This window comes from Trichocoleus desertorum AS-A10 (genome assembly GCF_039962155.1).
GTDB lineage: Bacteria > Cyanobacteriota > Cyanobacteriia > FACHB-46 > FACHB-46 > Trichocoleus.
In genome coordinates, this window is the sequence record NZ_JAMPKN010000042.1 from 1 (window position 1) to 19,679 (window position 19,679).

20 protein-coding genes and 2 pseudogenes are annotated in these 19,679 nt (G+C 49.6%); 10 read left to right on the forward strand and 12 right to left on the reverse strand.

What is annotated here, in order from left to right:
* Positions 1-111 precede the first annotated feature (111 nt).
* Positions 112-477: pseudogene (locus NDA01_RS26230) on the forward strand (IS1 family transposase); the annotation flags it as partial.
* Here NDA01_RS26230 and NDA01_RS26235 read toward each other — a convergent pair.
* Positions 433-666, reverse strand: a complete 234-nt coding sequence (locus tag NDA01_RS26235) for a hypothetical protein (protein ID WP_348230302.1) — start codon at positions 664-666, stop codon at positions 433-435. The pseudogene NDA01_RS26230 and the gene NDA01_RS26235 sit on opposite strands and share 45 nt — an antisense overlap.
* Before the next feature lie 230 nt (positions 667-896).
* Between NDA01_RS26235 and NDA01_RS26240 the strand changes: the two genes are divergently transcribed.
* Positions 897-1,031, forward strand: a complete 135-nt coding sequence (locus NDA01_RS26240) for a hypothetical protein (RefSeq protein WP_348230303.1) — start codon at positions 897-899, stop codon at positions 1,029-1,031.
* Here the strand turns inward: NDA01_RS26240 and NDA01_RS26245 are convergent, their stop codons facing one another.
* Complete coding sequence (locus NDA01_RS26245; RefSeq protein WP_348230304.1) at positions 1,032-1,697, reverse strand: SDR family oxidoreductase; 666 nt, start codon at positions 1,695-1,697, stop codon at positions 1,032-1,034.
* Between the two features lie 64 nt (positions 1,698-1,761).
* Here NDA01_RS26245 and NDA01_RS26250 point away from each other — a divergent pair, with 64 nt between their 5' ends.
* Positions 1,762-2,985 carry a saccharopine dehydrogenase family protein gene (locus NDA01_RS26250; RefSeq protein ID WP_348230305.1) on the forward strand — a complete coding sequence of 408 codons (1,224 nt, stop codon included), beginning with the start codon at positions 1,762-1,764 and terminating at the stop codon, positions 2,983-2,985.
* A 272-nt stretch (positions 2,986-3,257) separates the two neighbouring features.
* Here NDA01_RS26250 and NDA01_RS26255 read toward each other — a convergent pair.
* The 3 genes and pseudogenes from NDA01_RS26255 to NDA01_RS26265 all read right to left on the reverse strand — a co-directional run.
* Positions 3,258-3,476, reverse strand: a pseudogene (locus NDA01_RS26255) (transposase family protein); the annotation flags it as partial.
* Positions 3,477-3,524: 48 nt separating this feature from the next.
* Positions 3,525-4,883, reverse strand: coding sequence for an NAD(P)/FAD-dependent oxidoreductase (locus NDA01_RS26260; protein WP_348230306.1), 1,359 nt, complete (start codon positions 4,881-4,883; stop codon positions 3,525-3,527).
* Complete coding sequence (locus NDA01_RS26265; RefSeq protein ID WP_348230307.1) at positions 4,861-5,178, reverse strand: hypothetical protein; 318 nt, start codon at positions 5,176-5,178, stop codon at positions 4,861-4,863. Before NDA01_RS26265 ends, NDA01_RS26260 begins: the two co-directional genes overlap by 23 nt.
* A 69-nt stretch (positions 5,179-5,247) precedes the next feature.
* On the opposite strand from NDA01_RS26265, the gene NDA01_RS26270 reads away from it, so the two are divergent.
* The 3 genes from NDA01_RS26270 to NDA01_RS26280 all read left to right on the forward strand — a co-directional run bounded on the left by NDA01_RS26270 (position 5,248) and on the right by NDA01_RS26280 (position 7,632).
* Positions 5,248-5,454 (forward strand): chlorophyll a/b-binding protein, encoded by a 207-nt coding sequence (locus tag NDA01_RS26270; protein WP_190442941.1) that lies wholly within the window; start codon positions 5,248-5,250, stop codon positions 5,452-5,454.
* Positions 5,455-5,563: 109 nt separating this feature from the next.
* The gene (locus NDA01_RS26275) at positions 5,564-6,019 is read left to right on the forward strand and encodes a DUF4383 domain-containing protein (protein ID WP_190556948.1); all 456 of its coding nucleotides are present in this window, start codon (positions 5,564-5,566) and stop codon (positions 6,017-6,019) included.
* Between the two features lie 239 nt (positions 6,020-6,258).
* Positions 6,259-7,632, forward strand: a complete 1,374-nt coding sequence (locus NDA01_RS26280; protein WP_348230308.1) for a cytochrome P450 — start codon at positions 6,259-6,261, stop codon at positions 7,630-7,632.
* A 48-nt stretch (positions 7,633-7,680) separates the two neighbouring features.
* Here the strand turns inward: NDA01_RS26280 and NDA01_RS26285 are convergent, their stop codons facing one another.
* A complete protein-coding gene (locus NDA01_RS26285; protein ID WP_190553321.1) occupies positions 7,681-8,109 on the reverse strand; it encodes an MAPEG family protein in 429 nt (142 codons plus the stop codon).
* Between the two features lie 132 nt (positions 8,110-8,241).
* Between NDA01_RS26285 and NDA01_RS26290 the strand changes: the two genes are divergently transcribed.
* The 3 genes from NDA01_RS26290 (at position 8,242) to NDA01_RS26300 (ending at position 9,850) form a co-directional block, all read left to right on the forward strand.
* Entirely contained in the window at positions 8,242-8,946 is a 705-nt protein-coding gene (locus NDA01_RS26290; RefSeq protein ID WP_348230309.1) for a LuxR C-terminal-related transcriptional regulator, read from the forward strand.
* Positions 8,947-8,968: 22 nt separating this feature from the next.
* Positions 8,969-9,235, forward strand: coding sequence for a hypothetical protein (locus tag NDA01_RS26295; protein WP_348230310.1), 267 nt, complete (start codon positions 8,969-8,971; stop codon positions 9,233-9,235).
* A 120-nt stretch (positions 9,236-9,355) separates the two neighbouring features.
* The gene (locus NDA01_RS26300) at positions 9,356-9,850 is read left to right on the forward strand and encodes a hypothetical protein (RefSeq protein ID WP_348230311.1); all 495 of its coding nucleotides are present in this window, start codon (positions 9,356-9,358) and stop codon (positions 9,848-9,850) included.
* 30 nt (positions 9,851-9,880) lie between these two features.
* Here the strand turns inward: NDA01_RS26300 and NDA01_RS26305 are convergent, their stop codons facing one another.
* Complete coding sequence (locus tag NDA01_RS26305; RefSeq protein WP_348230312.1) at positions 9,881-11,851, reverse strand: helix-turn-helix domain-containing protein; 1,971 nt, start codon at positions 11,849-11,851, stop codon at positions 9,881-9,883.
* Between the two features lie 896 nt (positions 11,852-12,747).
* On the opposite strand from NDA01_RS26305, the gene NDA01_RS26310 reads away from it, so the two are divergent.
* Positions 12,748-14,733, forward strand: a complete 1,986-nt coding sequence (locus NDA01_RS26310; protein WP_348230313.1) for a hypothetical protein — start codon at positions 12,748-12,750, stop codon at positions 14,731-14,733.
* Here the strand turns inward: NDA01_RS26310 and NDA01_RS26315 are convergent.
* The 5 genes from NDA01_RS26315 to NDA01_RS26335 form a co-directional block, all read right to left on the reverse strand.
* On the reverse strand, positions 14,730-15,143 hold the full coding sequence (locus tag NDA01_RS26315) for a heavy metal-responsive transcriptional regulator (RefSeq protein WP_190442962.1): 414 nt from the start codon (positions 15,141-15,143) through the stop codon (positions 14,730-14,732). The two genes, NDA01_RS26310 and NDA01_RS26315, sit on opposite strands and share 4 nt — an antisense overlap.
* Positions 15,144-15,197: 54 nt before the next feature.
* Positions 15,198-15,773: a cupredoxin domain-containing protein gene (locus NDA01_RS26320; protein WP_431193534.1), complete on the reverse strand. Its 576-nt coding sequence runs from the start codon at positions 15,771-15,773 to the stop codon at positions 15,198-15,200.
* 14 nt (positions 15,774-15,787) lie between these two features.
* A complete protein-coding gene (locus NDA01_RS26325; RefSeq protein ID WP_348230314.1) occupies positions 15,788-18,046 on the reverse strand; it encodes a heavy metal translocating P-type ATPase in 2,259 nt (752 codons plus the stop codon).
* Positions 18,047-18,062: 16 nt separating this feature from the next.
* Positions 18,063-18,260: a heavy-metal-associated domain-containing protein gene (locus NDA01_RS26330; protein ID WP_348230315.1), complete on the reverse strand. Its 198-nt coding sequence runs from the start codon at positions 18,258-18,260 to the stop codon at positions 18,063-18,065.
* A 169-nt stretch (positions 18,261-18,429) separates the two neighbouring features.
* Positions 18,430-19,662, reverse strand: a complete 1,233-nt coding sequence (locus NDA01_RS26335) for a hybrid sensor histidine kinase/response regulator (RefSeq protein WP_348230316.1) — start codon at positions 19,660-19,662, stop codon at positions 18,430-18,432.
* Between the last annotated feature and the right edge of the window lie 17 nt (positions 19,663-19,679).

Genomic DNA, 19,679 nt, shown 5'->3' on the forward strand with positions numbered 1-19,679 from the left:
TGCTACTCCAAATCAGTTGAGATGTTGAAGTGTTCACTTCGGTTGCTGCTGCATTATTTGAAGTATCGAACAATTCCTCTCTCAGCTTAAATCATTACCTATTCAGCAACGCCAAAAAACAAAATCTGGCTCTGGACCGCAGTTGACCACTTCACCTGTGGAATTTTAGGGTGGGTGTTAGGGGACCAAAGTGCCGAGACGTTGACTCCCTTATGGGCGATTGTTGCTCAATGGCAGTGCTATTTCTACGTGACTGACGGATGGAGTGTTTATCCTGGTTTCATTCCAGAGGGTGACCAGATTGTCAGCAAAACCTATATGACCCGAGTCGAGTCAGAGAATACTCGGTTACGTCACTATCTGGCTCGACTGCATCGCAAGACGTTGTGCTATTCCAAGAGCGAGGAAAGGCTGAGACACTCGATTCACTTGTTACTTCACTACTTGAGATTTTGGGATGTGCCTGTTCCAGCTTAGTTCATTCCACGATTCAGCAATGCCCTCCAACGTCGTCAAATCCACAATCACTTGGAGATGCGGTCGCCGACCCCAAGGACCATACTGCTGGAGTTGCTGACGCACCGCCCTCCGCAAGCGACGAATGACTTCCCGCACCGACCAGGTATAGACATTGAGGAAGGGGCTGAGAGCGCTGGGGGATTTCATCTGACTGTGCTCTGGCAGGGGTGCCCCTTGAGCTCTGAGAAACAACGCCAACAAAGCTTACAGGCTTTGACGCTGATAGAAGCTCGGCATCCCATTGAGCAAGTGATAGATTAGTTCTTGGGCGTGGGCAAGAATATCCATTGTTCTTGCAGAATATTGGTTTCACGCCCTTTTCTCCTACTTTTCAAGCCTTAGTGCAAGATCTGAGTCTTGGTTCATCGTGCTGAGCAGTGTTTCAGCTATTTTGCCATTTGTTTGATTCACACCCGGATGTCAAAGGAGACAGAAAGCCCCGACTAGGAGGATATTGGGGGGATACGCCTTGCGATCGCCTCCGAGATTTGAGTGAGATCAAAGCGGCGTGATTACCAAGGCAGCACTTCTCCATTGGCGTGCCAGAACGTGCCTGTGTTCTCCAGCGTTAACTGATCAATTCGAGCTAACAACCCCTGCACCGACTCCTCCGGTGTGATGCCACTGGTAGTAAAGTTGGTCATCCGGGTTTGCACCAAGCCAGGATGCAGAATCGCCACAGCAATGCCACGGGCTTTGAGGTCGTGAGCCAGGGATTTACCTGCCATCGACAACGCCACCTTTGACATGCGGTAACCATAGGAACTGCCTGAGGTGTTGTCCGCAATTGAACCCATGCGACTGGTCATCAACACAATCTTGGAACCCCCTTGCAGGTGCGGTAGCAGTGCCTGTGTGACTCGGAGAGGCCCCAGCGCATTCACATCGAACTGTTCTCGGATGCTGTCGAAATCCAGGTTGTCCAGCGTTACGCGCTGAATGATGCCTGCATTGTGAATCAAGACATCGATGACCTCGTCACCTAGGCGCTTTTGTAGGTCTGCCACAGAAGCGTCTGAGGTAATGTCAATGCCCGCCTCCACCTGCACCCCCAACTGCTGTAATGCCTCAGAGGTGCTGCGACAAACCGCAATGACGCGATCGCCGCGAGCCTGCAGTTGCCGACAGTACTCGTAACCAATGCCCCGATTTGCCCCTGTGACGAGATAAGTTGCCATGTGACCTCCAACGCTGGAAAGAGTATAGTAGCCAGTGCAGCCTGTGCCTAGGAGTGGTTCTGTGATGTCTGAGCGTCCCTATGATGTCATCCTCTATGGTGCCAGTGGTTTTGTCGGCAAACAGACCGTGCAATACTTTGCCAACCAGGCTGGGGAAGAAGTACGATGGGCGATCGCGGGGAGAAACCGCCAGAAGCTGGAAGCCGTTCGTGCTGAAGTCGGTGCCACCGTCGATGTGCTCGTTGCCGACGGTCAGGACGAAGCGGCGATCGCGGACATGGTTGCTCAAACCCGAGTACTCTTGACCACGGCTGGCCCCTTTGCCCTCTATGGCAATGCCATCGTGGATGCCTGCGTTCGCTTCAGAACGCACTACGTCGATATTACGGGAGAAACACCCTGGGTCAAAACCTTCATCGATCGCTACCAAGCTCAAGCCGCTGCTGATGGCACTCGCATCATTCCTTGTTGTGGCTTTGATTCCGTGCCATCAGACTTGGGGAACTACCTCGTGGTGCGGCACCTACAACGAGAACTAGGAGTTCCTTGTCAGCAGGTGCATGCCTATTTCCAGGTGTCTGGGGGGTTGAATGGGGGGACGCTGGCCTCAGCTTTCCATCTTTATGATTCCGCCGGGGCCGCTCAGATGAATGATCCCTTCCTGCTGAATCCTCCCAACACTTCTTCTCCCCCTCCCGCTCAGGCTGAACGCCATCGTGACCCCCAAACCCCCTCCTTTGCTGCTGACCTCAACACCTGGGTTGCTCCCTTCGTCATGGGACCTGTCAATACCCGCATCGTTCGTCGCAGCGCGGCTCTCTACGAGGAATGGCAAGCCCCTTACGGACCTGACTTCACCTATCAGGAGTATCTCAAGTTCGATGAACCGTTTTCGTGGCTAAAAGCAACGAGTGTTACCGCTGGCTTGGCTCTATTTACAGGCATTGTGCAACAACCCCAAGCGCGATCGCTGCTGCAACCGCTCTTACCGCAACCAGGTGATGGCCCGTCTGAGCAAACGATGAATGAAGGGTGGTTCTCCTGTGAACTGGTCGGGACGGCGACAGATGGTCGTAAAGTGCGGGGGCTGATCCGAGACCAGGGAGACCCTGGCAATCGAGCCACAGTCAAATTTGTCTGTGAATCAGCTCTGAGTCTAGCCTTGCAAATGGATGAACTACCAGGTGGCCAGACACGTGGCGGGATTCTGACGCCTGCGACTGGCTTAGGTGAAGTGCTGACAGAGCGCTTACGCCGAGGTGGAATGACCCTAGCCATAAGCCTGTGATTCTAAAGGCTAGGCTTGGGCGTAGGGCATTGGACCTCAGGGGGTAACAAGAAGGCGAGAACAACGACTGGAGGCGAGAAACAGCGTGTAAACCTCGCTGAAGATAGGATTGCTTATTGCCACTAAGCTGCATCCAAGACTCTACCCAACCAGTAGCTAAGTCTATCCCTCCTAACCAGGCTTAGGCATACAAACCCACCCAAAAATCGCTATGTCTGCGTCGCATTTTTCGCCCTTCTTGGGCTCGACAAACATAAGACATCCTGCATGAATCATGAGGGGTGTGCCAGTTCGTAGTTGAGCAAGCCAGCCATCAGGTTTATGCGCAGGCCAAACCGCCTTCTACGATTGCGATAACGTCCTGAAAAAATGCGGAAGATCTTGAGGCGACGAATCACGTGCTCCACCCTCACTCGCAGCCGAGCTAAAACTTGATTATGCTGCTTTTCCTCTTTAGCTAAAGGCTGCTGGCGGCGTTTCTCGGTGGGAGTGCAAGCGATTACTAATGCAGCAGCAACTCAGACCATTCTTGCCAAAATTTAGCGGATTAAAGTGCGATCGCGCTCTACTTCTGCGGTAAACTCGCTCTCATTCAATTTGCCCTCCTCACCGGTAATGAGGCGAGCCCCACCTTTGCGAGTAAAGTAGTGCCAAAACCATTGGATCATCACGATCATCTTGTTATCAAACTCGATCAAATAGTAGATGTGAACAAAGACCCAAATCAGCCAAGCTGGGAACCCTGAGATTTTCAACCAACCAAAGTTGGCCACAGCGGCATTATGACCAATCACCGCCAAGCTACCCGCGTCTGAATAGCGGAAGGGAGGCAAATCTTCTCCTTGCAAGCGACGTTGGAGCAACTTAGCGACATAAGCGCCTTCATGCATCGCTACTGGAGCAACGCCTGGTAGCGGCTTATCATCTTGATGGGCGTAATGTGCCAGATCCCCGACGACAAAAATGTCAGGTTCTCCCGGCAAACTTAAGTCAGGATTGACGATGACTCGGCCCACGCGATCGAGTTCTGCACCTGCCCGCTCCGCTAGCACGGTGCCCATCTTAGAAGCACGAACGCCTGCTGCCCAAAGCACCGTTTTGGTTGGGATCTGCTGAGTTTGCTCACCTTGACGAACTGTTACGGCATCTGTGGTAATATTTGTCACCAAGGTTTGGGTTTCAACGACAACGCCTAAATCTTCGAGCGATCGCGCAGCCTTAGCTGAAAGGTCGGGTGGATAAGGTGGGAGCACGCGATCGACACCTTCGAGCAATAAGATCCGAGTCTCCTTCGTATCAATGCTGCGAAAATCATCTTTCAGTGCCGTATAAGCCAAATCTGCCAAGGCTCCTGCCAACTCTACTCCCGTTGGCCCCCCACCGACTACCACAAACGTCAACCAAGCTCGCCGTTTCTCGGGATCTGTTTCTTTTTCAGCAGCTTCAAAGGCGAGAAAAATCCGTCGGCGCATTTCCAGGGCGTCCTCAATGGTTTTGAGGCCTGGTGCCACGTCTGCCCATTGTTCGTTCCCAAAGTAATGGTGGCTAACACCCGTCGCGACAATTAGAGTGTCGTAGGGTAAAGTTCCACTCGATAAAGTCACCTGGTGCTGTTGAGGATCAATGTCTAGCACTTCATCCATCAAAACCTTAACTTGACGATGACGGCTGAGGATAGCTCGTAGGGGGGATGAAATGTCGCCAGGAGAAAGTTTTCCGGTGGCGACTTGGTAAAGCAACGGTTGAAATAAATGGAAGTTACGTTTGTCAATTAGGGTGACATCGAATTGCTGAGAGCGTCCTAGTTCTTTAGCGGCATATAAACCACCAAAGCCACCCCCAACAATGACAATTCTGTGAGTAGGTTGCTGATCATCAGATGGCTTTGAGAGCTTCATAGAGTAATGGATATCGCTGGAACGCTTCTTTGTAGACAACATTAGCTTGTGGCTGGACGACACTTTGTTCTTGCAGCACAATTTTAAGTGCAGTCGTCAAGTTAGGATAGGCACCCACCTCAACCATCGCTAATATTGCAGCTCCATAAGCGGCTCCTTCCTCCTCCTGAAGTGCGATAAGTTCTGGATTAAGACATCCGCTAAAATTTGCCGCCAAACTCGCGATCGCGCCCCTCCTACGTTGGTGCTCCGAATCCTTAGCCAATCCTGAGACATAGACAGAAGCCAATCCCAACGGCAGACTCTTTCAAGAGATCAACTCAATAACATGGAAGCGAAATAGTCTCATTGAGAGCGATTCACTATGAAAACTTCAACCATCAATACAGCCCAAGTCCCTGCAGTAGCTCCCGCTTACAACGGTGCCGATCGCAATGCTTGGATCTTTGGCTGGAACCCACAGCAGGAGTTATGGAACGGCCGTTTAGCCATGATTGGTTTCGTTGCCTACTTGCTTTGGGATCTGGGCGGGTACAGCGTACTTCGGGATGTACTTCACCTAGTTCGGTAGTCCTTCACTAAGAACCCAAAGGGCTAGTGATAAACGGTCTGGGTTGCTCTCGAACCAGGTCTAACGTTTCGATTCCACGTCAAAAACCTTTAAGAACCAAAATACTGTCATGCAAACATCAACTACTTCAGCTTCAGGAATTCGTTATGCGGCCCTTAGTCTGGGTCTACTCTTCTTATTACTGGGCTTGGCTGGATTTTTGCCTGCTTTTGTCTCTCCCTCTGCAAACTTTACCTCCGAACCAGGCTTCGGCTATATATTTGGGGTATTCCCAACCAACTATTTCCATAATGCCATCGGCCTTTTAGTGGGTATTTGGGGAATTGCTGCATCTACAAGTTTAACTGGAGCGATTGTGTTTAATCGCATCTTTGCTCTCCTTTATGCAGCAAGTGTTGTTTTAGGACTGTTTCCTTCTACCAATACTCTATTCGGACTCGCTCCACTTTTTGGCAATAACGTTTGGCTCGATGCCATTACTGCTGCGATCGCTTTCTACTTCGGCTTTGTGAAGTCCGCTGAAGTTGAGGGGCCGAGTGTCTCCAGAACTCAACCTAGCGTATAAGCAGCCCAACTTTTCCTAATAAATCCAGGGTTTTAATGTAAGTCGTCAGAACCTTGATTGAATAACACGCAAGTAGTCTTATCCGGACTACTTTTTTTGTGCTTGCTGAGAATCTACAGTGAGAACTCCTAGAGCGATCGCCTGAGACCCCGATCGCCACCGACTTGCCCACAGATTGCCAGTTAACATGAAGTGGCACCTTTTAACTGCAATCTCAGTCTGTACTTACTCTCTTCATCATGGCTGACACCTCTCCACGGCTCCTGAATGGTCCTACTAACCCTTCCCTCTGGCAACGTCGCCTCTGGGGTCTACGCTTTCTGTTTCGCCCGCTAGAAACCTTAGAAGCTCGCACTCAAGCGTATGGCGATGACTATCGCGTCTCTCCTCCAGACACCAAACCCGCCTTAGTCTATTTCAGCACCCCCGAAGCGCTGGAAGCTATTTTCACCGCCAAACCAGAGCAACTGAGTGCTGGAGGAGGCAATCAGATCCTTAGAGTCCTTCTCGGTAAGCATGGCATAGTCTTGCTGGAAGGCCAAGCTCACCAACGTCAGCGCCAGCTCTTGATGCCTCCCTTTCATGGCGATCGCATGCGCTCCTATGCTCAAATCATTCAGGATATTACTACTCAAGTGAGGAGCCCGTGGAGGGTAGGCACCACATTTGCCGTGCGGCCTGCAATGCAGTCAATTTCTTTGCAGGTGATTCTTAGAGCTGTATTTGGTCTCAACGGCGGGCCACGTTATGACCAGTTGCAGCAAGCGCTGACTCAAATGCTTGATGGTTTTGGTTCTCCCTTCGGAGCGATGTTCCTGTTCTATCCGTTCTTGCAGCAGGACTGGGGAAGATGGAGTCCTTGGGGGCGGTTTTTACGGCTTCGTCAACAAGTGGATGACCTGCTTTATGCTGAGATTGCCGATCGCCGGAGTCAGGCGGAGGTGGGGCGAACGGATATCTTGGCCTTACTCATGGCAGCCCGTGACTCGGAAGGGCAACCGCTGAGCGAGGTCGAACTGCGAGATGAACTGATCACGCTCTTATTTGCGGGGCACGAAACCACAGCCTCAGCCCTTGCTTGGGCTTTGTACTGGATTGCCTCCTTGCCGGAAGTGCGTAGCAAGCTGCTCGCAGAAATAGAGGGATTGCAACCCAGTCCTGATTCGATGGCGATCGCGCGGTTGCCCTATCTTAGCGCCGTGTGTCAAGAAACCTTGCGGCTCTATCCAATCGCTCTCAGTGCGTTTCCTCGGGTGGTGAAGCAACCGCTGGAGATTGCAGGCTATGCTCTCGAACCCGGTACCCTGGTCATGCCCTCGATTTATCTGGCACATCACCGACCAGAGGTTTACCCAGAACCGAAGCAGTTTAGACCAGAGCGGTTTTTGGAGCGGCAGTTTTCTCCTTACGAGTACTTTCCCTTTGGCGGAGGCGATCGCCGCTGTATTGGAGCAGCCTTTGCCTTGTTTGAGATGAAGTTGGTGTTATTTGAGTTGGTATCGCATCTAGAGATGGCGATTGTTAACACCAAGCCCATTCGACCCATACGGCGGGGACTAACCGTTGCTCCTTCTGACCGCTTTCAACTGCGGGTGGCTAACATTCGTCGATGACCGACAGGTTTATGTCATGGTGATGAGGGTTGCAACGCCCAAGAAACTCTATGTACCAAAGTGGATAAAGGCTGCGCGGAAAGCAATAAACCACACTGCAAGCGTGGAAAATAGGTAGAGATAGAACCGAAGCATAATGAGATTGAATGTACAGTGGACAATGCTATGCAATACGCGGAATCCAACAAAAATCCATGCAGCGTTTAAGTACACTGCATCAACTTGCTGTGTGACGAAAAGATATAGAACGAGCGCATAGAAAAGTACCGGAATCTCAAATAGATTTTTTAGGTTATCTGATGGACTGGAGACGCTGGGTGGTGAAATCTGCGCCAGTACACCAGGTGCAGCGAGTTCCTTCGGGCGGAGTTTCTGACTATTGATGAAGCTAATCCGACGAACATACATATACACCCAGACTAGTAAGGTTAAAAACATGGTTGCAAAGAATGGATTGAAGATGGCAGTTTGGGTCATTTTTACTTCTTAAACTTGCTCGTTCTACTGATCATCAAGCAATGCTGAATTGCTGTTGAGATTATGGCTAACATAGGCTGAGTGCTTTAGCGTTTCTAGACCTCGATCGGGTACACTTAGTCCCCTTCACTTATGGCAAGTTCCTTAGGGCTTCTGTTTGAAACGATCCGCCAAACCCCTAGCAAATCTGCTCTCCGCTTGCACATTGCCCCTAAGATCGGTGAATATTTTGCCGCGAAGCGATCTGCCATCTTTTTCTTCGATCAAAAACGCTTCAGCGATCGCAATCTTCAGAAAATCCTGAAAATTGCCCTGTCCACCGAGCTGAATCCTGTAGCTCGGTATCTAGCAGAGCGGCATGCTCCCATTCATGAAGGCTTAGTCACAACTCCCAAGACGTGGAAATTAATCTGTCCTCGTCCTGATCACTGGCATGTGATGGCGGGGCCAATTATTAATCAGGGTCAAATTGTAGGCACAGTCGGTTGTACTCGTGAACAAACAATGTCTGCGTTTAATAGCGAAGATCTAGTTGATTTGAGTGCCATCTGCTTACACTTATCAACTTGGGTGGCAACCGTGGAGGCACCTGGCATTATATTGCAGCACCAATCACTCAACAGCACATCTCCAGGAAAGCTACGCCAACATTTAACACCCCGTGAGTTGCAGATTGCAGAACTGGTGGCGTTGGGACAAACCAATGCAGAAATTGGTCATCAACTTTGGATTACGGAAAACTCTGTAAAGCAAGCTCTAAAACGAATGTTCCGTAAGCTTGAGGTTTCGTCCCGCGCAGAAATGGTTGCAAAGCTCTTAGATAAAAGGCTCCACTGAAAACTAATAGGAAGCGATCGCTATGCGGATAAAACTAAAGGAAATTGCGTTTGTCAATGGGGTAGTGTTTGTAGACTTGTACAACATTGGTTTTAGAGTTAAAGCTTTTGTCAACACTCAATCTGCAAACGGGTCAGCGGAAAATAGGCGGGGATGGCTCTTACAGGGTGAAGAAATGGCTATTGAGCGAGTGTTCACGAATGCTGGTCGCCTGTGGGTCAGTGGCAAAAACCCCAGAGGTGAGCGGATGGATTTGGACCCAAAAGATTTGCTTTATGTGGAGGAGTAGCGATCGCTCTCTTTTTAGTTTAGAAAGAATTACAGGTCTATCCGCTAGGATAAGCACATATCCATTTTTGAAAGCCCAGCAACTTCCGATAGATTGGTTATAACAAGTGAGCTTGTCCTAGTGGATAATTCCCAAAACTTCTCGCCTGCTTTATCAGAAGCGATCGCCTTGGTCGATCAACTTTCTAGTGACGATCAAAAAAAGCTGGCACTTTACCTGCTTCTGTACTTATACCAACGTTCCGTTGTATCACGCGCAGAAATTGATGCTTTAGTCCTAGTGGATAGCAAGCTATCCGATCCGCTAGGACCAACTTCTGCGGTAGCCGTGGGGTGGAAGCAAGAGAAGCGGGTGGTGAAAGAACGAGACAGTGGTGCGATCGACACTTACATTGAATATTGGTTCAATTGTGAGGTATGGAGCAGCAAAGAAGGACAATGGAAACATAAATCCTGCTATATCTGCCAACATCCTGAAGGGCGATCGCCTAGCCCCGGTGCTGCCCGCAAGATTGAGCTATTGAACCGTCAAATTGCCAACAAACGCCCGTATTGGGAAACGATGCAACTGCTCAACAAGCAACGCAAGCTAGAACAGTGGCAGGGAAATTTATAGAGCCGCTTTCAGTTCGTTCTTGCGTACCTACTAAAGTTTCAGAAGTGTACGAATTTGGTTTTGGTGTTTTGGTTGAATCGATCGCTCTCCCTTAATCCACCGCGTAATTAGGGAGCGATCGACCCCCAGTTTCTTGGCTAGTTGGGCTTTAGACCAACCTAGATTATCTAAAGCGATCGATAAATCTGCGCTTGTTAGGGCTTTTGAGCGTTCTAAGGCCTGCTGAATTGGCGTAAAAGGTTCAGATTCTGAAGTTGCATCTGAGCCTAGGACTGCCCCTAGTTTTTCCTGAATTAGAATCGTTGGCTGGATGATGACGATCGCCTTGAGCCAAATCGCTAACCAGTTGCGGGGACGTACTTTAGCCTGCTTAGAATTTTTATCGATACCCCATTCTGGTCTGATACAGTCTGGATATGTTTCTGGATCAAACTCAATTTGCCAGCCTAGCTCATGAAGCGTCAGCAACGCATGATTCCACTGGCTAATCAATGCATTGCGCCGCTGCTTATTGGTTTGGAGCGCCATCATCAGCTCTTTGGGTTCCAATCGTTCTAGCAGTGTTCCGACTTCGTAACGACCATCACAACGAATCCGACTCATGATGGTTAGAAAGATAGCTAGTTTAGAAGCTAAGCGTTGACGATAAGGATTGATCTGCAACGTGCTTTTGGCTAAATATCCGTACTGACAAAGCGCTTGCTTGCCACCACTAAAATCCTTGGCATTGAGAAATTTCTCCGTCCAGCTACCAGGGCGGACTTTAATGTATAGCTCGTCAGGTTCTCCTGCTTCATATTGGAGAGAGCCAGGCTGTTCGGTATCGACTGTGAGTGCCAACTGCCCGACACATTCTAGTTCTTCCAACATCCACATCGGTCCGCGCGCCACGTTATAGCGATTTGCGCCCACGTTGATGTTGCTAATGAGTACCGATAGGCTACAAACTAGTTCGACTAAGTGGCTGATCTTCTTGAGCTTTTGTCCTAAAGTAATATCTGTGCGTTTATCCCAACCGAACAACTTGATTAAGTCGGTTCCTCTCAGCCGAATTTGCTGTTCCCAAGGTTGCTCTGAATCTGTGGCGTAGGACGAGAAAATCAGCAGCACATAGGCAGCCTCCGGACCAAACTGCTGAATGATCTCCCATGCAGCTTTGCCTGGAACTAGCTCGATCTGGCGGCTTGATGGACTCTGACGAACAATATTGTGCTGAATAAACCCTTCTCCAACCAGCTTTTTCCAGTAGGGATATTCTCCATCCTCCCACTGATTGTTGATTAGTGCTTGCGCTCCTGTCAGAATTGGATAACCAGTGGCTACTTGTTCGATCTCTCGCCCTTGAAATAGAGCTGGGTTAGCCACGAACTCATCGGTTGAGCGAATTCCTAGGAGTTTTTCAACCTCATCAACTGAGAATCCAGATAGGTCAAGGTTGCCTAGCCACTCACTCGCCGTATAGAAAGCACAGGCACTGATAACGATTGATTCTTGCCAAGCTTCTTCTTCAGGTAAAGTGGGGTCTGCCTCTACAGATAACATGCCTGGGATTGAGCAATCTACTGGCATGCGTCTGTCTACTTTCCATTGCTCTAGTCGAGTTAGAATCCAATTGGCTCTTTGGCTCCAGAACTCTTCTTGTTTCAAAATAGCTCTGAATAGTTTCTCTAAACGAGCGATCGCTGGCTTTTGTAATGCGCCGATTTTTTCAGTTTCGTTGTAGAGGTTGATTAAGTCACTGGTGCCTTTACTCTTAGAACGGGTTTGGCGCAATCGATGCTGGTTGATACCAGTCGCCACGTTGACTAATACCAGGTTGAGGAATGATTTGCCCTGACGTAGTTTCTCGGCGTACTCTGGTGCCGTGCTAATCTCCACAATGGCGTGGGGACTAAGTGCAGCGCTGCTCTCCTCTAGGATGACTGTTGCGCTGTAAGAATGCTTATCTTCTTCGCGATTTGCTGCACTCATGGGCATGGCTTCACGGAGGCTGGTCAACATCCTTGTAAAACCTCATCAGTATAGCTGGTGAGTTTGTTGCCAATGGTCTTGCCTTGATTAACCAGTAAAGTTGTCAACACGATCGCATCGGGTCAACTTAGTATTTTGCTAGTTTGACATCCCGGAACCCCTGTGCGTTGAGTAATCTGGCTTTTAGAACTCATGACTGATTGTTGCCAAAATCTCTAGAATCCCTTGACCAAAACCTCTAGAATCCCCTGACCAACTTTACTAATTTTGCTTAGATCGTCTTACTTCTGTGTGACAGTAGCAGCATGAATTTGCTGGAAAGCTTTCCCCTTGGCCTTTTTGCTCCAGCCTAGTTTACGCTGGAAATGAAAATTTCTTTTGATAAAAGTTTACGTTGCTCTATTGTTGACAGTGTTGCCAAAACCTCTAGAATCCCCCGACCATTGTCTTAAGCTTGGATCGTTTGCGCGATCGCCACCTACTTGTATTTCCCTCTTGAAGGTTGTTAGAGGTTAACTGAAGCAAATCTAGGACTCAAAGAGTTGTTGACAATGTTGACAAGTGCTCTAGAATCCCCCGACTTCGCTTTCTCAGGAGTTGTTGACAATGTTGACAAGTGCTCTAGAATCCCCCGACTTGGTCTTTCTACTTCTTTCTGTTTTCGGAGCGAGGGCGATCGCTTTTCTTGTTGACAGTGTTGACAATCTCTCTAGAATGGTGCGACTTCAGCTCTAGAATCCCCTGACCAAAAAATTTTTTTAACTCTAGAATCTCCTGATTTATCTTTTTTGCAAACCCTTTCCAGCATTGGTCTTGGGCCTTGTTGACACCCTCCAGGGAAACGTGTTGACAAACCTCAGATCGCCAAAAAACGCATGTTATATGTGCTCTATTCCAATTCTTCTTAGGAACAGAGCAATTTTGATATGCAGGTACAAGACTCCTTATGCTTTCAGGGGGTACGTGAATGGGATAGTGAATTTCTGGCACTTTTCCCCCACCGCTTCGATTACATTTATGCCCATCACCCAGAGTTTCAAGTTTCTCCGGTTTGGCAAACTGAGAGCCGCCACCCGCTATCGGATCGGCTGATTCAGCAGGCTGCTTGTCTCTATGGCGTACGGTTTGGTGCAGAGACTCAGTACTGCTTACTCGATATTGATATTGGCAGCCGTTACCACCCTAATCAAGACCCCCTGGCTATTGCTCGCTTGCTGGCTGCTCTGGAACCTCTAGGACTAGTTAGCTATCTTGCTTGTACTTCTAGTTATAGTAGCGGGCTGCATCTCTACTTTCCTTTTAAGTACCCTCAGAAAACTTGGCAGCTTGCGATCGCCCTCCAAACGCTCCTAGAGAACGCAGGCTTTAAGCCAACTCTGGGTCAGCTAGAGCTTTTCCCCAATCCTAAGCTTTATAGCAGTGATGGCACGCCTAGTCTTTATGCTGCCCATCGTTTACCCCTCCAAACTGGTTCCTATCTACTAAACCGTAGCTGGGAGCCTATCTACACTTGCCAAACCACTTTTGTGCAGCAGTGGCGATCGGCACAACATCATAACAATATTGATGTTCAAAGTCTGCAACAGACGCTTAAAATCGCTCATCGTCAGCGCTATCACCTCTCTGGGAAAGCTGATAAATTCCTCAATGACCTGAACGCAGAGATCGAACCTGGCTGGACAGGCCGAGGACAAACTAACTACCTTTTAGGCCGCATTGCTCTGCGTAGCTATATCTTTGGTCATCTTTTCTATGCTTCCCAGCCTTTAGAAGGTAAGGCTTTAGTGGATGACATTGTTCAAATTGCTAAATCGCTTCCGGGCTATCACGATTGGTGCCAACATCAGCATGAAATTACCAGACGAGCTGAGGAATGGGCGCTTTGTGTAGAGAACAGCCGCTACTTTCATTTTGGTCAAGGCAAACAGTCTTTAGTTGGTTCTGCTGATCACCTCATTACCGAGCAACTAGCTACTACAGAAGTTGTGCCTTGGAATCAGCAGCAACGAGAGCGGGCGAGAGAACGCATTAGAAGTGCGATCGCTGACCTACTGAACCAAAGCCAGTTGCCTAGCAACACTACCGCCCGCTTTAAGGCACTTACAGAATATGGCATCGGTGGCAGCACTCTCTACCGCCATCGTGACCTTTGGCATCCAGATCACCTTGGGGAAAACCCCCCGCACCCCCCGACTTCATTAGATGTATCGAGTGAGGATTGCTATGGAACAGCATCCTCACTCAATAGCTCTACAAGCTTATTAGCTAGCAATGACCGTAATCTCCCTCCTGGCGAGCCCTCCAGGGATTTTCAGCCTTCTGAAGACTCTGCTGTGGGTCGTAATTCTAATCTTAGCCAGTTAATGCCTGAGACTCCCCTACTTGATGCTTCACTGGAGCAACCCAGCTTGCAGGGAGTTCGCTACATCCAGCAAGTTTTATTGGAGGTTAAAGAGCGGCTGAGAAGCCAGCAGAAGCCTCAATCTGAGTCTCAATCTATGTCTGGCTCTGTTCCCTACTCAAAAGCTGATCAGACCGTTCACAGGCGCAAAATGGAGCAGTATCTAGCCTCTGGCGATCCAATCTTGATGGCTGAAGCTCGGCGATCGCTGCCAGCGACTCAGGAACGGCTACATAGACAACTGTCACCTTTTAGGCAACCGGAGCAACAGGCGATCGCAGATAATTCCACAGATAATTTCGTAGATAGTTCCACAGATGATTTCGCAGACTGGTCTGAAGTGCTAGCGCAAATTAGCGTTCACCGACGGCGTTTAGGTTGGGCTGCGGCACAAGTCCAAACTGCTCTGCAACAACTGTTTGGCAAAGCTAGCCAAGCTCTGTTGACCGATGCGGAACTGGTTGCGTGGCTGCACTGGTTACAGCAGCGACCTTTGTCCTTCTCGGATTAATAACCCTGGATGATTGGACAAATCGTGGTTTCGGGGTTGGCGGGTCTGGTTTCCCAGCCAGAGAGTAAACCTTCTAACTCCAGCTTGAGAACTTGCAATTGCTGGATTTGCTGGTCAATTTCGGCCACTTTGTCTTCTAGTTTGACTTTGACGTGATCGCAAGGTAATTCTCCTTGATCATGCACATCGAGAAACTCTTTAATCTCTGCCAAACTCAATCCCAGTTTCTGCGCCCGTTTGATGAAGCTCAAGCGGGTGAAGATTCCCGGATCAAAAAGGCGATAGCCTCCCTCAGTTCTGCCGATGGTTTTGAGCAGTCCTAGCTCTTCGTAATACCGAATAGTTTTAATTGGCACACCGCTAGCTTTAGCAACCGAACCAATTTGTTTTCCTGCTTCTTGAGCTATCATGGCTAATCTCCCAGGGTCTAATCTCCCAGTTGCCTATAATCCACTACTTTGATCTTAGATGCTCGATTTTCGCACTTCCACCACGCCTCGGAACATATTCATGCCGCAGGTGAACTCATATCTGCCTGGTTTGTCTGGGGTAAACTCGATCGCGGTGGTTTGATGCAGTAGTAAAGCTTGGGCAATATGAAAGTCAGGAAATCGGACTTCTTCAAGACAACTGCTAGGGTCTTGGCGATCGAAATTTAAGCGTACGGGTTGCCCTGCTTGCACCACAATTTGGCTGGGTTCATAGCCACCATCCACGGTAATCGTGACTTCCTGAACTTCCCCCTGTGTAGTGGCTTGACGAGATTTAGGTTTACTGAGCAAGAACCACCATAACTCCAGACCCACTAATCCTAGACCCCCCACAGTGACTGCTCCTTTTAGCCACAAGGGTTGCTCAATCCGTTGGAATTGTCCTGTTTGCTCGGTTGCATGCCCCGTTTCGTGGTTCGATTGTCCCATTACTTGCGTTACTACTGGCCTAGAAGCTATCTCTGCCACTACTGGCCCAGAGGTCATGCTCAACAACAATCCCCAACCTAGGATATTACCGAGTAGTGGTGTTTTGTTAATAATGTTCATCTCGGAAGAACCTCCTACCCCGCCAAGTGTTTAGGGCTGAAATGACGCAACCGCAGGGCATTAGTTACGACTGAAACCGAGCTAAATGCCATTGCCGCACCCGCAATGATCGGGCTTAAGAGCCAGCCGAAGACAGGGTAGAGAATGCCAGCAGCGATCGGAATCCCCGCCACGTTATAGATGAAGGCAAAGAACAGGTTTTGCTTGATGTTGCGAATCGTGGCTCGACTGAGTTGGATGGCAGTGACAATGCCTTGTAAGTCCCCAGAGATCAGCGTGATATCACTCGCCGCGATCGCCACATCGGTTCCTGTGCCAATGGCAATCCCTACATCGGCTTGAGCTAGGGCAGGCGCATCGTTAATCCCATCACCTACCATCGCTACTACTTTGCCTTCAGCCTGAATTGTGGCTACGGTTGCCGCTTTTTGATCAGGGCGAACTTCGGCAAAAATCCGCTGAATTCCCACTTCACGAGCGATCACATTAGCGGTGCGTTGGTTGTCGCCTGTCAGCATCACCACTTCCAACCCCATCTTCTGCAAAGCCCGAATGGCATTGATTGAAGAAGGTTTTACAGCATCAGCGATCCCCATAATTCCCTCAGCTTTACCGTCCACAGCTATCCAAATTACGGTTTTGCCTAGATATTCCAGTCTGTCCCAATGGGACTGGATAGCGCTGGTATCAATATCCAACTCACGCATCCAACGGTATGTACCAATCTGCACCCATTGGTTGGAGACATAACCTTGCACCCCACTCCCCGCGATTGCCTCAAACTCCTGTGGATGTGTCAACTCAACTCCTTGAGACTGGGCATATTGCACCACAGCTTCTGCCAAAGGATGTTCGGAGTTGCGTTCAATCGATGCGGCTAGACGCAACAGGTTTAGCTCGTTATGGTTGGCTGTCCCCTTCGTCGTCACATAATCGGTGACAGTTGGCTTGCCTTGCGTAATCGTGCCTGTTTTATCCAGAACAATCGTTTGCAGCTTATGGGCTAGTTCTAGACTTTCTGCTCCTTTGATCAAGATGCCATTCTCTGCCCCTTTGCCTGTGCCAACCATGATTGAAGTCGGAGTTGCCAAACCCAGCGCACAAGGACAGGCAATAATCAGCACGCCCACTGTGGTAATCAACGCCATCGTCACGTTGCCCATGATGTTGAACCAGACAATGAACGTGAGGATAGCGATCGCAATGACCGCTGGGACAAACCATCGAGTCACTTGGTCGGCTAATCGCTGAATCGGTGCTTTCGACCCCTGAGCCTGCTGCACCAGCTTTACGATTTGGGCTAAAAAAGTATCTTTACCGACTCTGGTGGCTCGAAACTTAAAGCTGCCTGTTTTGTTGATTGTCGCCCCAATGACTTCATCTCCCGCTTGCTTCCTGACTGCCACGCTTTCGCCTGTGACCATTGACTCGTCGATGGTGGAAGCACCTTCCACAATTTCTCCATCCACCGGAATGTTTTCACCAGGACGTACCAGAATGATGTCGTCTACTCTGACTTCAGCAATGGGAATGTCTACTTCGCGATCGCCTCGGATCACCCGAGCGGTTTTTGCTTGCAGGCCCATCAGCTTCCGGATTGCCTCAGAGGTTTGCCCCCGAGCGCGATTTTCTAGTAAGCGCCCTAACAGAAGCAACGCGATGATCACAGCCGCCGCTTCAAAGTACACATCTGGCTTCAGCCCTTGAGCAATAAACCACTGCGGCACCAAGGTAGGCAACAGAGAGTAGAGGTAAGCAGTCCCCGTTCCCACGGCTACTAGCGTATCCATTGTGGCGGTGTGCCGCTTCACCGCCTTCCAAGCATTGATGAAAAATGAATTGCCTGCCCAAAACATTACCGGAGCAGTCAGCACCAACTGGAGCCAAGGATGGTGCAGCCACATGGGGATGAATGGAATCTGCAACCCTGTCATCGCAGGCAAGGAGCCGATGACTAAGATGGCGCTAATAATGCCGCTGACTGTGACTTTGCGAGTTAGCTTGCGGTTTTCTGCCTGACGCTCTCGGCGTTCGGCATCATCTGGCTCGAAGACATCCTCGGACAGAGGTTGTGCCGCATAGCCCGCAGCAGCGACAGCCTCCTGAATTGCTGCTACATCGGTTTTTTTGAGGTCATAGGTGATGCTGACTTGCTCGATCCCAAAGTTGACGTTGCAAGCCTCAACTCCCGGTACAGAGCGAATGGCATCTTCAATGTTGTTAGCGCAGGCAGCACAACTCATGCCCCGCAATTTGAGTGTGGTGTTCTCCATAGCGGCTCCTCCTGCCCTAAGCTGAGATAGTGTAGCCAGCCGTTGTGATGGCAGTTCGGATCGCTGCTTCTGCCGCCTGAGTCTCAATGTCAACAAATTTGGTTTTGGGATCTGCCTGGACCGTAGCGGTAGGATCAATTGCTTTTACAGCCTTCGCGATCGCCTCGCTACAAGCAGAGCAAGCCATATTGGGAACTTTCAGTTGCAGTGTCATAGGTCAAATCCTCGTTAGTTGATCTGACTCTATCCTGCATCCTCCAGCCCACTGGAGAGTCAAGAGGCGTTGGCAAAAAAATTTATAGAGACTTTGAGGCGGATTTGAAGCGAGCTAAAATTTGCCACAAAGACTAAGCTGAGACTCTACAGAACTAATGGGTGGACTGCTATTGAGCGGCTAGCGGTAATGTGAACCAGAAGGTTGTTCCTGCCCTAGGAACGCTAGTAACCCCAATTTCTCCGCCATGTGCTTGGATAATTTGGCGGCATAAGTAAAGTCCTAAGCCAATCCCGATTGAACGGGTCCGATCGCCCCGGACATAGCGCTCAAATAGGCGATCGCGTTGCGCTTGGTTGATTCCGATCCCGTTATCCTGAACGGTGCAGTAAATCATATCTAACTTAGCTTCTGGAGTGATGGCTGCCTCCGCGTCGGAGGTCAGACTCGACTCACTCATGTCCCTGCTGGCGTCAGGCTGGGTTGCACCCGAGAGGGTGGCATTAACCGTTAAACTCAGCCCTGCTGGATTGTGGTTGAGGGCGTTGGTGAGGAGGTTTTCAAACACCCGTCTGAGTTGCAAAGGATCAGCGGCGGCAGAAAGTAGCTCTGGCGCAATCCGATTAGTCAGGGTGGCCCCATTCTTGGCTAGCAATGGCTCTAAGTCTTCAGCTAGCTCCCGCACGAATGAATGCAAGTTAATCGGCTCTGGTTGTAGCACCAGACTACCCGCTGCACTAAAATGAGCGTCTAGAAGCAGGTTGAGCAGGCTTAGTTGGCGATCGCTACTTTGGATCATGCGCTGCACAACAGACTGAGGAATAGAAACTGTTGCTTCAGCTTGCTTCTGAGCTTTTTGCTGCAAATTTTCTAGGACTAACAAGGTGCCCACGATGGGTGTGCGGAGATCATGGGAAATGGCGTGCAAAAACTCTTCTTTGAGTTGATTCAGTTCTTGCAATTCCACCATTTTTTGCTGCAATTGCAGATTCTGAGTTTGGAGTTGCTGTTGTAATCGACGGACGGTGAGGTGAGTTTCAATCCGAGCTAGCACTTCTTCAATTTGGAACGGTTTGACAATATAGTCCACCCCGCCCACAGCAAAGGCTTTTACCTTATCTAAAACGTCTTCTAGGGCACTAATAAAGATCACTGGAATGTCACGACTTTGGTCATCCGCTTTGAGTTGTTGGCAGACCTCATAGCCGTTCATTTGGGGCATGTTAATGTCTAGCAAAATCAGATCGGGTGGTTCCGCGCCGACTCCCATTAACGCCATCGCCCCATTAATCACACTGCGGACCTCATATCCCTGCCCCGTTAGCATGGTGGATAAAAGGCGCAGGTTGTCTGGTGTATCATCCACGATGAGGATATTTCCTCGAGAAGCATCAGGTTGCATGCATTCAGCGATTTAGC